General features: G+C 68.2%; 15 protein-coding genes. 2 read left to right on the top strand and 13 right to left on the bottom strand.

Annotated features, from left to right (window positions below):
• Nucleotides 1–5: 5 nt before the first annotated feature.
• From AC6CH2_RS06795 to AC6CH2_RS06785, 3 genes are all read right to left on the bottom strand, one after another.
• Nucleotides 6–2,537: a cation-translocating P-type ATPase gene (locus AC6CH2_RS06795; protein WP_498268550.1), complete on the bottom strand. Its 2,532-nt coding sequence runs from the start codon at nt 2,535–2,537 to the stop codon at nt 6–8.
• Between the two features lie 124 nt (nt 2,538–2,661).
• Entirely contained in the window at nt 2,662–2,919 is a 258-nt protein-coding gene (locus AC6CH2_RS06790) for a DUF6868 family protein (protein WP_498268549.1), read from the bottom strand.
• 10 nt (nt 2,920–2,929) lie between these two features.
• Nucleotides 2,930–3,481, bottom strand: a complete 552-nt coding sequence (locus AC6CH2_RS06785) for a GNAT family N-acetyltransferase (protein WP_498268548.1) — start codon at nt 3,479–3,481, stop codon at nt 2,930–2,932.
• A 337-nt stretch (nt 3,482–3,818) separates the two neighbouring features.
• Here AC6CH2_RS06785 and AC6CH2_RS06780 point away from each other — a divergent pair, with 337 nt between their 5' ends.
• On the top strand, nt 3,819–5,273 hold the full coding sequence (locus AC6CH2_RS06780; protein ID WP_498268547.1) for an MBL fold metallo-hydrolase RNA specificity domain-containing protein: 1,455 nt from the start codon (nt 3,819–3,821) through the stop codon (nt 5,271–5,273).
• A 12-nt stretch (nt 5,274–5,285) separates the two neighbouring features.
• Here the strand turns inward: AC6CH2_RS06780 and AC6CH2_RS06775 are convergent, their stop codons facing one another.
• The 3 genes from AC6CH2_RS06775 to AC6CH2_RS06765 form a co-directional block, all read right to left on the bottom strand.
• On the bottom strand, nt 5,286–5,981 hold the full coding sequence (locus tag AC6CH2_RS06775) for a murein L,D-transpeptidase catalytic domain family protein (RefSeq protein WP_498268546.1): 696 nt from the start codon (nt 5,979–5,981) through the stop codon (nt 5,286–5,288).
• 18 nt (nt 5,982–5,999) lie between these two features.
• Nucleotides 6,000–7,058: a L,D-transpeptidase gene (locus tag AC6CH2_RS06770; RefSeq protein WP_498268545.1), complete on the bottom strand. Its 1,059-nt coding sequence runs from the start codon at nt 7,056–7,058 to the stop codon at nt 6,000–6,002.
• 71 nt (nt 7,059–7,129) lie between these two features.
• Nucleotides 7,130–7,486, bottom strand: coding sequence for a GFA family protein (locus AC6CH2_RS06765; RefSeq protein ID WP_498269095.1), 357 nt, complete (start codon nt 7,484–7,486; stop codon nt 7,130–7,132).
• 417 nt (nt 7,487–7,903) lie between these two features.
• Between AC6CH2_RS06765 and AC6CH2_RS06760 the strand changes: the two genes are divergently transcribed.
• Nucleotides 7,904–9,601, top strand: a complete 1,698-nt coding sequence (locus AC6CH2_RS06760; protein ID WP_498268544.1) for a putative bifunctional diguanylate cyclase/phosphodiesterase — start codon at nt 7,904–7,906, stop codon at nt 9,599–9,601.
• A 201-nt stretch (nt 9,602–9,802) separates the two neighbouring features.
• Here AC6CH2_RS06760 and AC6CH2_RS06755 read toward each other — a convergent pair whose 3' ends face one another.
• The 7 genes from AC6CH2_RS06755 to AC6CH2_RS06725 form a co-directional block, all read right to left on the bottom strand.
• Entirely contained in the window at nt 9,803–11,929 is a 2,127-nt protein-coding gene (locus AC6CH2_RS06755) for a M13 family metallopeptidase (RefSeq protein WP_498268543.1), read from the bottom strand.
• Nucleotides 11,930–12,385: 456 nt separating this feature from the next.
• On the bottom strand, nt 12,386–12,700 hold the full coding sequence (locus tag AC6CH2_RS06750; protein WP_498268542.1) for a hypothetical protein: 315 nt from the start codon (nt 12,698–12,700) through the stop codon (nt 12,386–12,388).
• Nucleotides 12,701–12,866: 166 nt separating this feature from the next.
• Nucleotides 12,867–13,277 carry an SRPBCC family protein gene (locus AC6CH2_RS06745; RefSeq protein WP_498268541.1) on the bottom strand — a complete coding sequence of 137 codons (411 nt, stop codon included), beginning with the start codon at nt 13,275–13,277 and terminating at the stop codon, nt 12,867–12,869.
• 168 nt (nt 13,278–13,445) lie between these two features.
• The gene (locus AC6CH2_RS06740; protein ID WP_498268540.1) at nt 13,446–14,132 is read right to left on the bottom strand and encodes a class I SAM-dependent methyltransferase; all 687 of its coding nucleotides are present in this window, start codon (nt 14,130–14,132) and stop codon (nt 13,446–13,448) included.
• Nucleotides 14,133–14,313: 181 nt separating this feature from the next.
• Nucleotides 14,314–15,315, bottom strand: coding sequence for an NADP-dependent oxidoreductase (locus AC6CH2_RS06735; protein ID WP_498268539.1), 1,002 nt, complete (start codon nt 15,313–15,315; stop codon nt 14,314–14,316).
• A 65-nt stretch (nt 15,316–15,380) separates the two neighbouring features.
• Nucleotides 15,381–16,079, bottom strand: a complete 699-nt coding sequence (locus AC6CH2_RS06730) for an SDR family oxidoreductase (RefSeq protein WP_498268538.1) — start codon at nt 16,077–16,079, stop codon at nt 15,381–15,383.
• A 133-nt stretch (nt 16,080–16,212) separates the two neighbouring features.
• Nucleotides 16,213–16,884, bottom strand: a complete 672-nt coding sequence (locus AC6CH2_RS06725; protein WP_498268537.1) for a TetR/AcrR family transcriptional regulator — start codon at nt 16,882–16,884, stop codon at nt 16,213–16,215.
• Nucleotides 16,885–16,894 lie beyond the last annotated feature (10 nt).

Here is a 16,894-nt window from a genome sequence, read left to right as displayed (position 1 = left end):
CGCTCTCATCCCGGGGCGGTGCGGCGTCGCCGGGCGATCGAAAACCGGCTGCGGGCGAGCTCGATCGCGCCCAGTCCGCACAGCGGCATGAGCAAGGCCAGGCCGGACAGGCCGGGCGGAGGCGGCGCGAATCGGAACCACGCGCCCGGGGTCTCGAACACGGTGACCACGAGCAACATGCCGAGCGCCGACAACACCAGGACCCAGAATGCCTTGCCGGCCGGGCCGAACCAGTGCGCAAGGGCGCGGTCCCGGTTCGCCACGATCAGCCCGAGGTTCCCCGAGATCAGGGCGATGAAGGACAGCGCCGCCACCTGCTCGGTCGGCATGCCCCGGCCGCGTCCGATGAGATAGACCGCCGCCGCCGCGGCGAAGACGATCGCTCCCTGGCTCAGGCTGCCCAACAGGGTCGACAGGTCCAGCAAGCGCTGCGAAGGCGGTCTCGGAGGCCGTTGCATGACGTCGGCGCTGCCGGGTTCTCGCTCGAATACCAGCGCGGACGCCGGATCGATGATCAGTTCCAGGAATACGACATGCAACGGCATGAGCACCAATGGGGCGCCGAGGACCAGCGGCAACAAGGCCAGGCCGGTGATCGGCACATGCACGGCCAGGATGTAGCGAACCGCGCGCACGATGTTGTCGTAGATGACGCGGCCCTGATGCACCGCCCTGACCACGGTCACGAAGTTGTCGTCGAGCAGGACGATCGCCGCCGCCTCGCGGGCGACGTCGGTGCCGCGCTCGCCCATGGCGATGCCGACGTGGGACGCGACCAACGCCGGAGCGTCGTTGACGCCGTCGCCGGTCATGGCCACGATTTCCCCGCTTCGCTTCAAGGCATCGATCAACCGCAGCTTGTGTTCGGGCTTTACGCGTGCGAACACGTCGGTCTCGCGTACATGCCGCGCCAAGGCCGCGTCGTCGAGCGCTTCCAGCTCGGCGCCCAGCATGGCGGTGTCCGGGCGAGCCAATCCAGCCTGCGCGGCGATCGTTCGGGCGGTATCGAGATGGTCCCCGGTCAGCATGATCACTCGGATGCCGGCCGACTGCGCCTCGGCGACGGCGTCCCGGACTCCCGGCCGCAGCGGATCCTCGAACCCGAGCAGGCCGCGCCACTCGAAGCCGAAGCCGCGCGCCGAACTCGGAAGCCGCGCCGCGCCCTCGTTCCATACGGCCGAGGCCGCGGCAATGACGCGCAGGCCCCGGCGCGCCATCTCCGCGGCGAGCTGCAACACGGCCGAGCGCTGGTCGACGGTCAGACCGCACAGGTCCGCGATCGCCTCCGGCGCGCCCTTGCCGGCGACCTTCAGCGACGGATCGTCCGGGCTCTGCCGGACGTGGACGACGGCAAGCAGTTCCTTGGACAGCGGATACTCGCGAACCGGTGTCGGGCCGGGCCGCGGCTGCGGTCCGAAACGAGCCGCAGCCGCGACACGAATCGCCTTGTCCATGGGGTCGAACGAATGCTCCGGGCAAGCCTCGCTCGCGCAACGCAGCAGCGTCTCGAGCCCGGCGGAATCCGCGGCCGCCGGCGTAGAACGCTCGCCGCCGATCGCCAGTTCGACGAGCGCCATTTCGTTCGCGGTCAAGGTGCCGGTCTTGTCGGTGCACAGGACGGTCACCGAGCCCAGCGCTTCGATCGCCGGCGCGCGGCGGATCAGGGCGTTGCGACGCGCCATGCGCCAGCTGCCCAGGGCCAGAAATACCGTCAGCACGACCGGGAACTCCTCGGGAATGTTGGCCATCGCGAGGGTGACGCCCGCCAGCACCCCTTGCAGCCAATCGCCGCGCGTCCAGCCGTACAGCAGCGCGACCGATACGCTGGCGCCCAGGCCGAGCACGGCGAAGATCAGCACCGCACGACGGATTTCCCTCTGCATGGGCGTAGGCGGCGACCGCAGCGTGTGCAGGGCTTCGCCTATCCGGCCGAGCTGCGTGGCCGCGCCGATGGCCTCGACCTGCGCCAGGGCGTGGCCGCGTACGACCAGCGTGCCGGCGCGGATGAGGTTTCGATCCGATCCGCCGGCCGGGACCGTGCCCCGCTGTACCGGCATCGATTCGCCGGTCAGCATGGATTCGTCGAGCATGAGGTCGTCGTCGCCGAACACCCGGGCGTCGGCGGGGACGCGATCGCCCTCCGCGATCGCAATCGCGTCGCCGACCACCAACTCCGACGACGGCACCGAGCGGATTCTTCCGTCCCGGATCGCGCGCGCCCGCGGGCTGCTCAAGTCCCGAAGCGCTTGCAGCGCGCGCTCGGACCGGTAGTCCTGGTACACGGTCAGGGCGACCACCAGCGTCACCGAAACCGCGAGCGCGGCGGCCTCCTGCGCGTCGCCCAACAGCAGGTAGACAACCGAGGCGAGAATCAGCAGGAGCAGCATCGGCTCGCGCAGGACGCCGGCGACGATACTCAGCCGACTGCGCCGGTCCGGCTCCGGCAGCGAGTTGGGTCCATCGGCTCGCAAGCGGCGGGCCGCTTCGTCGCTCGACAACCCGGTCGGGAGAGTGCGGGCGTCGTGGTCGGGCTGCATATCGGTCGTTCCTTGCTGTTCCGGCGAAAGCGCGCGCGACCCGATCGGCACGATGCGGGGGCGCGGCGGCGGCGCGATCCTTCCGCGCCGTTCTTGCGGGACGGCCGGTCTTGCGCTCGCCGGCTCAGAAGTACGGCGTGTAGCGAACGAAGCAAAGCACGAGATAAGGGACGATGAGGAACATCCATATGCCGATCTTGTACAAGCCCAGCAGCAAATAGGCGGTCGCGTCGAATCTCGTTGCGGACAGCGCGAACCAGCGGCGGTGCAGGCGGTAGATCGGTTCGTGGAACGCCACGAAGCCGAAGAACCCGAGCAGCAGCAGGCCGTAGTTGAAGATGGCGCACCACATCAGGAAAGAGGGCCACAGTGCCGGATCCATCCACGTATCCTCACAAGGTCAGTTCATGGACGACCTGACTGGCGTCGTCGGGGTCGCTGCGCGTGCGGAAGCCCAGGTAAGCGGCGAGTTCGCGCATGTCTTGGTTCTGCGCAGAATCGACCGAATGCATGCGGTGGATGTCGCGCATTCTCGCGACCTGGATCAGATGCTTCATCAGCACCGAGCCCAGGCCCCTGTGCTGCCAGCCGTCGGCGACGACGACGGCGCATTCGCACTGGGCGCCGTCCTTCGTGGCGCTGTAACGGCTCACGCCGACGAGCGTATCCCCGGCGGCGCTGTCGAAGGCGCCGAAGGCCACGTCTTGGTCGTAGTCGATGTCCGTCAAGCGGCGGATGAGCTCATCGCTGGGATGGCGGGTCTGTCCGAGGAAGCGAAAGCGCCTGCTGCGGTCGGACAGTGCCTCGATGAAGGCGCGTTCGGCCGCGCCGTCGTCCGCGCCGATCGGGCGGATCGCGACCTGGCTGCCGTCGCGCAGGGTTTCCGTCCAGCGCGGCGTATCGGGACCGACGGCGGGTGAGGTGGACAGGGACTGGCTGGCCATGGCGCTCTCCTGTGCTGTCGGTCCAGCCTAGGGCCGCATCCGCGGGCCCGATTGACCCAGGTCAAACCTCCGGCCGAAATCGCTGACCCAGATCAATGCCGGTCGCCGGCCCGGGCCGCAATCTGACCGCGTCGGGAGAGCCTCGTGCCGGCCCGGCTCGCATCGCGTCCTCTCGCGGGCGGATTCTCGGTCGGCGCGGAGCGGCGGCTCGGATGACGCGGAGCTCGGGCGGCGCAACCCGCGACCGCCTGGGCCAGCCGGCGTTTCGGGTTCGGCCGGCATCGAATCCAATCGCGTATCCGCCAGTGCGCGGATGGGTATTGCAAAGGGGCAGGCCATGGACACCGCGTCGTCGAAATCCTCCGTATTCCGTTTGACGTTCCTCGGCGCCACCGGAACCGTCACCGGTTCCAGATACCTGGTCGAAGCAGGCGGCAAGCGGCTGTTGGTGGATTGCGGACTGTTCCAAGGCTACAAGACGCTGCGGCTGCGCAACTGGGCGGAGTTTCCGGTGGATCCTGCGTCGATCGACGCGGTCGTGCTGACCCATGCACACCTGGACCACAGCGGCTATCTGCCCAGGTTGGTCGACGCCGGGTTCGCGGGCGCCGTCTGGTGCACGCCGGCCACGCGCAGGCTGTGCGGGATCCTGCTGCCGGATTCGGCTCACTTGCTGGAGGAAGAGGCGAACTACGCCAATCGATCCGGCGCGACCAAACATCACCCGGCCGAGCCGCTCTACAGCCTGGCCAGCGCTCATGAGGCGGTGCGGCGAATGCGCAACCAGGATTTCGATGCGCCGTTCGAGCCGGTGCCGGGAGTGACCGCCAGCTTCAAGAGCCAGGGACATATCCTCGGCGCCGCGGCCGTGACCCTGAGCTATCGAGGCGTGCGCCTGACCTTCAGCGGCGACATCGGCCGTTACAACGATCCGGTGATGCAAGCGCCGAGCCGGCCCGCGGCGAGCGACTGGATCGTCGCCGAATCGACCTACGGCGACCGCGAGCATCCGCCGGGCAGCATGAAGCAGGAACTGTGCGACGCCCTCAGACCCGTGTTGCAGCGGGGCGGCGTGGCCCTCATTCCGGCATTCGCGGTAGGCCGGGCGCAGTCCTTGCTGCATGTGATCGCGCAACTGCAGACGGAAGGGGCGCTGCCGCCGGTGCCGGTCTATCTGAACAGTCCCATGGCGACCGATGTGACCTCGCTGTACCGGCAATATTCCGGCCAGTTGCGGCTGGACGACGCGGCCTTGGAGCGGATGTACCGCAACACCCGCATCGTCAACAGTCCGGAAGAATCCAAGGAACTCAATCGGCGCAAGGGCCCGATGGTGATCGTCTCCGCGAGCGGCATGGTGACCGGCGGACGCGTGCTCCATCACCTGGTCGCGTTCGCTCCGGATCCGCTCAATGCGATCGTCCTTTGCGGCTTCCAGGCCGGCGGCACCAGGGGCGCGCTGCTGGCCGGCGGAGCGCGGCGTGTGCGCATCTACGGCGAGGACGTCGAGATCAACGCCGAAGTGAAGCAGCTCGCCGCGGCCTCCGCGCATGCCGACGCGACCGAGATCGTCGCCTGGCTGCGATCGGCGGCAACGCCTCCGCGCGGCGTCTTCGTGACCCACGGCGAACCGAACGCGGCGGACCGGCTGCGGGTTCGCATCGAGCGCGAACTGGGCTGGCCCGCCTTCGTCCCGGAATTCGGTGCGACGATCGATCTCATGAAGCAGGACGCGGAAGAAGGTATGGCGACTATCGACCGCCTGATACGCGAGAAGGTCGCCGCGTCCTAGTCCCGCGGGCGGTCAACGCTGAACCAGCGCGGCCCGGTCGGGACACTGGAGGAAACGCGAACGCGCCAGCCAGTCGGGGTCGGGGTAGTAAGCGAACAGCAACTGCCCTTGCTTGAGCGAGTCGATCATCTGGTGAGCCACCGCCGGACGCAGGGCGGGGCAACCGTAACTGCGGCCCAGGCGCCCTTGCTGCCGGGCCAGGCCAGGATCCACATATCGCGCTCCGTGCATGACGATGGCCCGCGCTCGCGCCTTGTCGTTGATGCCCGGTTCCAGGCCGTCCATGCGCAACGAATAGCCGTTGCCCCCCATGTACGTATCGGCGGTCAGGAACAGTCCCAGACTCGACTGATGGCTGCCGTCGCGATTGGAGAAGGCGGTCGCGAAGTTGTCTCCGCTGCCGCGACCGTGCGCCACGAATTCGGTGAAGAGCAATCGGACCTGCTGCAGGTCGAAGACCCACAGGCGGCGCTCGGTCGAGGGCAACGAATAATCGATCAAGGCCAGCCGTTGGGCGGCGGATGCCGCTCCGGAGCGAACCGCGCAGTCGCGGGCGTCGAGCGCCAGCTTGAGGACGGTTCGGTCGATGTCCGGAGCCGTCGCCTGCAGTCTGGACAATATGTCGCCAGGAGCCGATGCAGGGGTCGGCGTTGCGGCCCGAGCCGTGGCGGCCAGCAGACTCAGAGCGATAACGGCGAGGCGCAACATGGCGACAGCATAGCCGACTCAGGGCGGGTGAATCGGCGAAGCCTCGGCATCCGTTTGCTCGGCTTCCAGGATCCAGTCGCCACCGGGGTCGCCCAGCCAAAGCGGTTCGTCGGTGACGACCAGGGTCGCGCCTGGCGCGAGCGTCTCGTAGACATCGGCGGCGAATTGCGGGTCGATGGTCAGCCGGCCGGACGCCACCAGTTGGCGCAAGTCGGGCTGGGCCGGCGGCGGGCCATCGATGGAGACAGCGAGCCAGCGCAGCGCGGGACGTCCGGGAACCGCCGGGCTCGGCCCCGGGCCGGTGCCCTCCAGCAGCAAGTACACACGGGTTCCGAGCACTTGCTCGGCTATGACGATGGGCGCGCGGCCGATTTCGACGGCGTTGCGCAGCACCACCATTTCGCGGTCGCGGACGCTCAATACGATGGTCACCGGACCCACGGGAGAGCGATCGGGCGTCCAGGCGAACGCTGCCGGCGGAGCGGGCGCGAGCGGACCGGCGTCTGCAGCGGTTGCGGTGAACAGGGCCGGGTAGATCACCGCCGGCGCCGGGAGCGCATCGGCGACGATCACCGTCATGCCGCGTGCAGTGACCTCGAACAGTTTTTCCGCGAATGCATACGGCAACCGGACGCAGCCATGCGAAGCCGGATGCTCCGGAACGGCGCCGGCATGCAGGGCCACGCCGCCCCAGGTGAGGCGCTGCATGAACGGCATCGGCGCATTGTCGTAAAGATTGGAGAAATGCTCCCTGCGCTTGTCGAGTATGGTGAATACGCCGGTCGGCGTTTCATGGCCCGCCTTGCCGGTACTCACTTTCGAGATGCCGATACGCACGCCGTTGCGGTACACGTAAGCGCGCTGATCGCGCAGGCTGACCAGGATCGTCACCGGGCCCCGCGGCGACAGTTGCGGCGTCCAGGCATAGCCCTTCTCGGGCAGCGCCGGCGTCGCCGGGGCCGTCGATTCCCGGCAGGCCGCCGGCACCGACGCGAACGCGAGCAGCGCGGCGAGCCAGCAGCAAGACAACTGCAGCGCGAGCGTTGCGCGGCGGTGGCGGAAAAGGGGTTGCCTCATGCGCCTGCAGTCTGGCGCGCGCCCGCAGCCCTGGCTTGATCTGGATCAAACGATCCCCGGCCGCTAGAAATCTATCGGTTCGCGCCATCCTTGAAAACGCGGGTCGCCCCGGCCAGCACCTGTTCGTCGAACAAGCGCGCATTGATTCCTCGGGCACCGCGGCTCTCATCGCGCGGTATCCAATGGGTGAGGCAACCGCAGTGCCTGCAGCGATGGAAGTCGACATGCCGGCCGTTCCACGAGTACGTCTCGGTCAAGGACGAAGCCGGCAGATGCTGCACCGCCTCCGCATCTACATAGGCCCAGAGCACGCCGTAACAGCGGCACAGGGAGCAATTGCACTCGGTGACGGTCGGGGGAAATTCCGTGAGCACTATCTCGACCCTGCCGCAATGGCAGGATCCCCGCGCAGCTGTTGAGTCGCACATGGGCGTCGTCCGTTCGGGCACCGCCGAATCGTAACGAGGGCTCGTTAAGGGCCGGTGCTGCCGAAGCGGGTGCCGGCCCGATTCCGAAGGATTTGAGGCGGCATCGTGCCCAGCCGGTGTGGGTGCTCTTTTCGCGCTCGGCATTGCGGTGCGGAAGGTCCCGAGGGGAGATCGAACCTCGGTTCAGGCGTCGACGACGATCCCGAATGATTAACCATTCAGTCGGTGGGGTCATCGGCGTTGCGCCGCTGATCGATAACCCGGTCTATCAAGGAGCGTTCGCGTCGGCGCGGCCTGGCAGGGGCCGCGCCGGATTGACGGGAAGGTCACGGGTCCCGGGGTATAGCGATCCTCCAGCGCTGCTTGGAACCAGGGTGCCTGGAATCATGGAGTTCGTCGGCTCAAAGAGGGCGTCCAATGTACGACGCAGCGGTCCACAACGTTGTCGGCCAGCCAGGGAGCGAGGCGGGCTACCGAGCGGTAGTGCAGTCGGCCCTCGACGCGATCATCGTCATCGATGAATTCGGCCGCATCCAGGAATTCAATCCGGCCGCCGAGCGCGTGTTCCACTGGAGGCGCGATCAAGTCATCGGGCTCGATATCGCCGAGGTCGTGATCCCGCCGGAGATGCGCGACAGCCATCGGCAAGGCATGCGCCAGCACCTGATGACCGGCGCCTCGACGATCCTCGATCGCAGACTGGAACTCGTGGCCATACGCGCGGGCGGCGAGCGGTTCCCGGTCGAACTGACCGTGACCCGGATCGACGGCGAATCGGCGGCGTATTTCACCGCCTTCATACGCGACCTGACCGAGCAGAAACGCTTGCTCGCCGCCGAGGCCGACCACGCCCGGTACGACATCGTGACCGGCCTGGAACGCTATTCCGTCCTGGAGCCTCGGATGATACGGGCGGTCGAGAGCGGCGCGGCATTCGCTGCGGTGATCTTCATCGACCTGGATCGGTTCCACGGCATCAACGGCTCGCTCGGGCATAACAACGGCGACGAGGTGTTGAGAGCCGTCGGCGTCCGCCTGCTGTCGCTCGCAAGCGAACAGGTCGCGGTGTGTCACTTCGCCAGCGACGAGTTCGTGGTCATCCAGCAAGGCGGCGACGGAACGGCGGCCGAGCGCCTGGCCGAAAGCATCCGGATGTTGCTGACCTTGCCGTTCGAAGGGGCGGGTTACCGGGTGCTGCTGACCGCGACGATCGGCATCAGCTACGCCCCAGCGCATGGACATATTCTGCTCGACCTGATGCGACGCGCTCAGGCGGCCGCGGAGCGCGGAAAGAGCCTGGGCCGCAATTGCGTGTGTCCGTTCCAGACCGAGGACATGCAGGACATCGAGGACCGCATCGTCATCGGCCGTCACCTGCAGGAGGCGGTACAGGCGGAGGAGTTGGTGCTCCACTACCAGCCGCAGTTCGCGGCTTCGGACATGCGCCTGACCGGCTTCGAATCGCTGCTGCGATGGAGCAGCCCGATGCTCGGCGATGTGTCGCCGGAAAGGTTCGTGCCGATAGCCGAGGGACTGGGCTTGATCCGGGAAATCGGCGAGTGGGTGATACGCGAGGCTTGCCGTCAGATACGCTTTTGGCTGGACGCCGGCCATGCGGGATTCACGGTTGCGGTCAACGTGTCTGCGCAACAGCTCAGGCGCGCAGGCCTGCACCGTACGGTCGATGCGGCATTACGGGAATTTCGGGTGCCGGGGCAATTGCTCGAAATCGAATTGACCGAAAGTTCGGTACTGGAGAACCTGGTGCGAGTGAAAGACGAACTGGGCAGACTCAAGGCCTTGGGTGTCCTGCTGACCCTCGACGATTTCGGCACCGGCCATTCGAGTCTCGCCTATCTGAAGCACATCGCCTGGGACAAGCTGAAGATCGACAAGAGTTTCGTGCGGGGTTTGCCGCATAGCGCCCTGGATGCGTCGGTGGCCCGGGCGATCGTGAACTTGGCCCGGGATCTGGCGCTTCGGGTGACCGCCGAAGGCGTGGAGACCGTCGCCCAAGCCGACTTCCTGCGCGAGCTCGGGTGCGACGAGTTGCAGGGTTATCTGATGGGGCAGCCGGCCCCTCCCGACCAGGCCGGGAGACATTTCAGGACCTGAGCCGCCGTCGCCGCGGAGAGGCTCGGTCCGGCTCCGGCCTCATGTACTCGATGCGCTCGGCCCGGCTGGAGAGCCGCTCCGCCGCCCGGACTGGGGATGCGAGGGGTTCGGCGCGACTCCGCGCGCGGCCGACCGGCCGCATTATGGCCCGCACGCTCCGTGCACCCCGACCGGGAGTGCACGCCGGCTGCGCGGTGCCGGTTACCAGATCTTGATCCGCTCGGCCGGCGCCAGGTACAGCGCCTCGCCCGGCTTCGCGCCCCAGGCGTCGTACCACGCGTCGAGGTTGCGCACGGTTTGTGCGCGCTGCGCGGCCGGTGCGTGGCCGTCGGTGAGGATACGCTGGCGCAAGGCGGCATCGCGGATCTTGCCGCGCCAGGTTTGCGCGTAGGCGAGGAAGAAACGCTGGTCGCCGGTCAGGCCGTCGATCACCGGCGCCGGCTGGTCGCCCAGCGACTTGCGGTAGGCGAGGTAGGCGATGGTCAGGCCCGACACGTCGGCGATGTTTTCGCCCGAGGTCTGCTTGCCGTTGACGTGCAGACCCGGCAGCGGCTCGTAGGCGCTGTACTGGGCAGCGAGCTTCTGGGTGGCTTCGCGGAAATGCCGGGTGTCCGCCGGGGTCCACCAGTTGGCCAGGCGGCCCTGCGCGTCGAACTCGGCGCCGGTGTCGTCGAAGCCATGGCTGATTTCGTGGCCGATGACCGCGCCGATCGACCCGTAGTTCGCGGCCGGGTCCGCCGCGGGATCGAAGAACGGTTTGTCAAGGATCGCCGCGGGGAAATTCATCGCGTTCTGCAACGGCAGCTGCACCGCGTTGACCGTCTGCGGCGTCATCCACCATTCGCCGCTGTCGACCGGCTGGCCGAGCTTGCCGAGTTGGTAGCGGTATTCGTGCAACTCGGCGCGCAGGCGGTTGCCCAAGGCGTCGTCGGGCCGGATCTCGAGCTTGGCGTAGTCGCGCCAGCGCTCCGGGTAGCCGACGCTGACGCGCATCGCCTTCGCCTTCTCGCGGGCTTTGGCCTTGGTCTGCGCCGTCATCCAGGCGAGCGAGTCGACCCGTTCGTCGAACGCGGCGAGGATGTTGCTCACCATCTGCTCGACCTTCGCCTTCGACGAGGCCGGAAAATACTTCTGCGCGTACAGCTTGCCGACCGCGTCGCCGAGCGAGTGGCCGGTCGCGTCGAGCGCGCGCTTTTCGCGCGCGCGCGCCTGCGGCGTGCCGGCGAGGGCGGTGCCGTGGAAGCCGAAGGCGAGGTCGGTATAGGCCTTCGGCAGCTCGCCGGGGCCGCGCAGGGCTTCGTTCCAGGCGGCGTGGTCGAGGGCGTGGAAGACGAGATAGTCCTTCCACACCGGCAAGGGCTCGCTGCCGACCAGCGCGGCGATGCCGGCGATCCCGCCCGGCTGCCAGGCGACGATCTTCGGCTGCGCCGACAGCCCCGCCGCGTCGAAAAAGGCGCTCCAGTCCATGCCCGGGGCGCGCTCGGCGAACTTGGCGGTCTCCCAGGGATTGTTGGCCTTGTGCACGTTCTGCGACTCGAGCAGCGGCGCGTGTGCCTTGGCGATCTTGGTTTCCAGGGCCAGGATCGACTTCGCCTTGGCCTCGGCCCCGGCGATCCCGGCCTGCTTCAGCAACGCGGCCACATAGGTTTCGTAGGCCTTGCGCGCGTCCGCCATTTCCTTGTCGGCGGACAGGTAGTACTCGCGCTCGGGCATGCCCAGGCCGCCCTGCATCAGCGTGGCGACGTAGGCCCGCTCCTGCAGGCCCTGGGCGACGAACACGCCGAACAGATTGGCGGTGTGGAAGTTGGTGGCGTTGAGCGGGTCGGTATCGGCGCGCACGCCGGCGCCGAGCACGCGCGACAGGTCGCTGCGCGTAGCGATCGCGCCGATCGCATCCAACTGCGGCTGCAGCGCCTGCAGCCCGCGTTTTTCGATGCCGGCTTCGTCCAGGTAGGCGGCGTGGAAATCGGCGATACGGCGCGCGTCGCTGCCCGGCGCGGGCTTGCCGGCGGCCAGTTCCGCGATCAATGCCGCGTTGCGCCGTTCGGCGGTCTCCAGCAGCACGGTGAACGCGCCGTAGTTGGAGCGGTCCGCGGGGATCTCGAAGGTCTTGCGCCAACCGCCGTTGGCGAAAGCGTCGAAGTCGTCGCCCGGCTTTACCGCCTTGTCGAGGCCGGCCAGGTCGATACCGGATACCGGCGTCGCGGCGGCGGCCGCCACCGGGGCGGGCTTGGGAGCGGAGTCGGTCGGGGCCGGCTTGCACGCGGCGAGGGCGGCGGCCAGCGCCAGAGTCAGGCCGAGGGACAGCAGGTTCGGTCGGTAGGGCATCGTGGTCGTCCGAGGCGGAAGCTTTGGGGATGGCCGATGCCTACGCCAGAGTCCTGGGCCACCGCTGCGAGGCGGTGGTTGCGGCCGGCGGCCTTCGAGAACGACCCATTGTGCGTTAGCGCGTCCTCGGCATGGAAGTGCACGGATTCGATAGGCCCTGCCGAAGCCGCGCAGCAGGAACACGAACGGAAGAGTTGCGGCGGGACGCCGGCCGGTGCTGTGAGTAAAGGCGATCCAGACCGACTGTTGGCCACCGGGCGCGCAGAGTACGCAACGCCTTCGCCGACCGGAGAAGCGCATCGTCGCGAGGGTTAGAGTGCCGCGATCGGAGGCGGTGCGGTCGCGGGTTACCTCGCTCCTACAAAGACCTGCGGGCGGTGCCGCGAGGCAGAGACAGCGCATTCGCAGCTCGCGTCGCTCCCATCCCGACGGGCTGCCGCCGCGCCTCCGACACGCCTACCACCTTGCACTCGGCGCCGAGCTCAGGTCTTCGTACAGCCCGAACACGTCGTGGCCATCGACGCCCGGGTCGCCGATGGCGTACAGCGTTCCGAACACCGCCTCGTAGCTGGCGCTGCGATAGATCAGGCACAAGTCCGCTGCCGGCACGCCGGCCGCCAACGCTCGCTCGATGGCCGGGCCGACCTGAGCGAAGCTCGCGTCGGGCTGGCGTTTGCAGTTGGCGATGATGTTGTCGAGGCAGGAAGGATCTTCGAGCGGATTGATGATTTCCTGCCACAGATGCTCGACCAGTTCTTCTCTCGTAGCCATTGAGGATTCCGCGCGAGCGGCCTGGGGGACGTTGGAACGGAAGGGCGCGCATCGCGAGATCGAATGACGTGCGCGGCCGGCGCCCGCCGGCCGCCGTGACGGGCGTAGCCGCGTTGTTCGGCGGCTACGCCCGTCGTGGCGGCGCGATGCGCTGGTGCGGTTGTACTCAGGCCCTGGCTTCGACGTAGCGCCCGAAGTTGTCGAGGATGGCCTGCCAGCCCGCGCGCTGCATCTCGGCCGGGTTCTCCGACTCCGCATCGAAGGTGGACGTCACCCGCACGCCGCCGGGGCCTTCGACGAACTCGGACTCGACCTCGCGGCCGTCGTCCATCCGGTAGGCGATGATGCGCTGGGGTTCGACGCGGGTGTAGGTGCCCTCGAAGTCGAAGCCGAAGCTGCCGTCCTTGGCTTCCATGCGCGCCAGGAAGCGGCCGCCTTCGCGCAGGTCGACGGTGCTGCGGGTGGTATGCCAGTCGTCCTGCGGGGCGTTCCACTGCTTGATGTCGTCCGGGGTGTTCCAGGCGCTCCAGACTTGTTCCAGCTTGGCGTTGACGACGGTCTCGACGGTGATCTTCATTGGCTTCTCCTTGGGTGCCCGCAGTGGGCGTTCATTACTACGTCGAACGGGCGGGCGGCAAAACGACAGACTCGCAGAATATTTTTTCGGCCTCGATACCGCGAGCCGTAACCGCAGCCCGGAGGCGAGCCAAGCCTGTCCGAACGACTGCCGCGTGCGCCGAGCCGGCTAGGCCAAGGCCCGCCATCCCCGCCAGGACAGCCCGGCATAGAACAGCTCGACCTGGCCGAAACCGGCGAGGCCGAGCAGTTCCTCGTCGCGGGCGGGGCCGACCATTTGCAATACATCGACCAGTCGCCCGCAGGTGCTCTCGACCTGGTCCGGCTCGGCGCCCGATTCCAGGGCGAAGTCGCGGTAGCGATCGAGCGCGGTCCGGGCGTCCGCCGAGGCGAGGTCGATGCACAGGTCGACCAGGACGAACGGCGCGCCCGGTTTCAGGCGCTTGCGGATGTCCCGCAGGGTTCGTTCCTTGCCGCCGTCGTCGGCGACGAAGTGCAGGGTCAGCAGGCAGGTGGCCGCATCGAACGGCCCCGGCGGCGCGTCGAAAACATAGCCGTGATGCCAGTCCACGCGCCCGGCGGCGCCGATCCGGTGCATCCGTTCCCTGGCCGCGTTGAGCATCTCCCCCGCCGGGTCGACGCCGGCGAAGGTCCATTGCGGGCATCGTGTGGCGAAAGCCTCCAGCTCCAGCCCGCCGCCGGCGCCGAGGACCAGGACCTTTCCGGCGTCGCCGATACGCTCGCGGATCAGCTGCGCGGCCATGCGCTGCATATGCGCGTAGGCGGGCACGAATGCGGCCGGGCCCTGCGCATAGCGGCGGACGACCTCGGGGTCTTCGTAGTGCGACGGTGGCATCGGCCGAACTCCGCGAGGAGAAGGGCGCTAGCCTAACGCCGGAACCGGGCGGTTGCGCGGGGTGCGGGCCGTCGCTGGTGACGGCATCGCGACCGAGCGGCAGGGAACGCCGGATCGCCGCGGGGCGTGCGCCGGCTCGGCTCCGCCGCGCTGCCGCAGGCCGCCCTCGCCATGACGCGGCTCATCGCATTTCGACTACGACCTTGCCTCGCGCGCGGCCGGTCGCCAAATAGTCCATCGCTGCGTTGGTCGATGCGAACGGGAACACCCGGTCCACGACCGGTCGGATGGTTCCGGATTCGATCAGCGATGCGATCCGGCCCAGTTGTTCGCCGTCGGCGCGCATGAAGACGAACGAATACGCAACGCCATGGCGCTTGGCCTTCATGCGGATGCCGAGGCTCAGCAAGCGCGTGGCCTGGCGCAAGGGCCAGCTCAATCCGGCTTCGCGGGCGAAGGCCGGGTCCGGCGGCCCGGAGATGGAGATGAGCTTGCCTCCGGGCTTGAGCACTTCAAGCGAGCGTTCCAGGGTGCGCTTGTCCAGGCCGCTCAATACCACGTCGTAGCCGCTGAGCACCTCGGCGAAATCCTCTCGTTTGTAGTCGACGACCACGTCCGCGCCGAGGCTCCTGACCAGCTCGACGTTGTCGGTGCCGGTCGTCGTCGCCACCGTCGCGCCGAGGTGTTTCGCCAGTTGGATGGCGAAGGTGCCGACGCCGCCGGAGCCGGCGTGGATCAGCACCTTCTGTCCTCGCTTCAGCGCGGCACGTTCCACCAACACCTGCCACGCGGTGAGGCCGACCAGCGGGATCGATGCGGCCTGTTTCATATCGAGGTTGCCTGGCTTCAAGGCCACGTCGGCTTCGTCGATGGCGATGAACTCGGCCAAGGTGCCGATCCGGTCCTGGTGCGGCCGCGCAAACACCTCGTCGCCCGGCTTGAATCGGCGGACCTCGGATCCGACCGCCACCACGACCCCGGCCACGTCGTTGCCCAGGATCAGCGGCAGGCGATAGGGCAGGATCAGTTTGAATTCGCCATCGCGGAGCTTGGCGTCGAGTTGGTTCAAGCCGGCGGCGTGGACGGCGACCAGCACGTCCCGGTCGCGCAGTTCCGGCTCCGGCATCTCGCCGAAGCGCAATGCGGCGCCGGCCTGGTAGCGATCGACGATGAAGGCTTTCATAAGGCGGCTCCTGGTATCGGAAATGGCTCGCGGCGGACTATCGGCCGGCGGCCAGAGGAATTCGACTATGCGCCGATGTAGGCGCGCGGCTGCGCCACCAGCCCGGCATGCACCTGTTGCGTGGTGGGGTCGGCCAGCAGCTCGGGCTGCCCGGCCTCGAGAGCGGCGATGGCCTGGCGCACGAGGTCGTCGGGGGCGATTTTCTGTCCGGGAATGCCGCGGCCCATGTCGGTGTCGATGACCGCCGAATGCACCGCCAACAACGCGGTGCCCTGCGCTTTCAGTTCCTGCCGCAAGGCATTGCCGAGCGCCCAGCCCGCGGCCTTCGAGGCGCTGTAGGCGCCGGTCCCGGCCATCGTGAGCCAGCTCAATACCGACAGCACGTTGACGACCGCGCCGCCGCCGTTGCGGGCCAGCACCGGCGCGAACGCCTGCACCAGGCGCAGCGGGCCGAGCGCATTGGTATCGAACTGGCGATGCAGCGCGCCGATGGTGTCCGGATCGAGCAGCGAACCGAACTCGGCGATGCCGGCGTTGTTGACCAACAGCGTGACATCGCTCAACTCATGCGCCAGCGCGGCCACGCGTTCGGGCTGAGTCACATCCAGCCGCACCGGCACCACGCCGGGCAGGGCGACGCTGGCCGGGTCGCGCGCGGCGGCATACACCTTGGTCGCGCCCGCCGCCAGCAGGCCGCGTGCGAATGCGGCGCCGAGGCCGCGGTTGGCGCCGGTCACCAGCGCGATGGAACCTTCGATCTTCATGGGAGAGCCTTCTGAGCAGTCATAGGGTGTGGAACGGGGCCGGCGCCGGGGGCGGCGGCCGGTTGGAATACCCACCAATATGATGATCGTCATATTAATAGGCGAGTCGAAACGCCCTGCCATCAGGAGGGAGTCAGGATTCGGTGGGAAGAAGCTGCTTCAGCGCCGCTTCGCGCAGCCCGTCGGACAGCATGGGGTCGTCGACGGCGCGCGCCAGCACCAGGGCGCCGACCATCGTCGCGATGGAGGACAGGGCGCGCTCGTGCGCCGCCGGCTGGCCCCAGTCGGGCGAGTGGCGGGCGACGAGGTCGACCATTTCCTTGATGCGGCGGGTGGCAGCGCGCCGGACCTCGGGCGCCTGGCGCGGCATTTCCGAGCCGAGCGCCGCGGTGGCGCACCCGGTTTCGATCCGCTCGAGGTGTTCCTTCGAAAGGTAGGCCCGCATCATGGCCGCGAGCGCCTGCTCCGGCGGCAGGCTGGCGGCGATGCGTTCCATCATCGCCACGCTCTCGCCGCCGGCGCGGTCGGCGGCCTCGGCCAGCATCGCCTCGCGCGACGGGAAGTGGGCGTAGAAGCCGCCGTGGGTCAGGCCGGCGTCTTTCATGATGTCGGCCACGCCGGTGCCGCCATAGCCGCTGCGACGGATCGCGCGCGCGGCGGCGTCGACGATGCGCTCGTGGGTGGCTTCCTTGGATCGGGCGGCGACGCGTTTCATATGATGATCATCATATTTCAACTTTCGGCACGGCGCAAGAGGCCGCCAGAGCGGGATCGGCCGCCAGCCGGCCGTGCCGCAGGCCAGCAAGCGAGGCGAG

The organism is Lysobacter sp. GQ73 (assembly GCF_059758755.1).
Note: the sequence above shows the minus strand (reverse complement) of the source record. Positions and strands in the feature narration are given on the sequence as shown.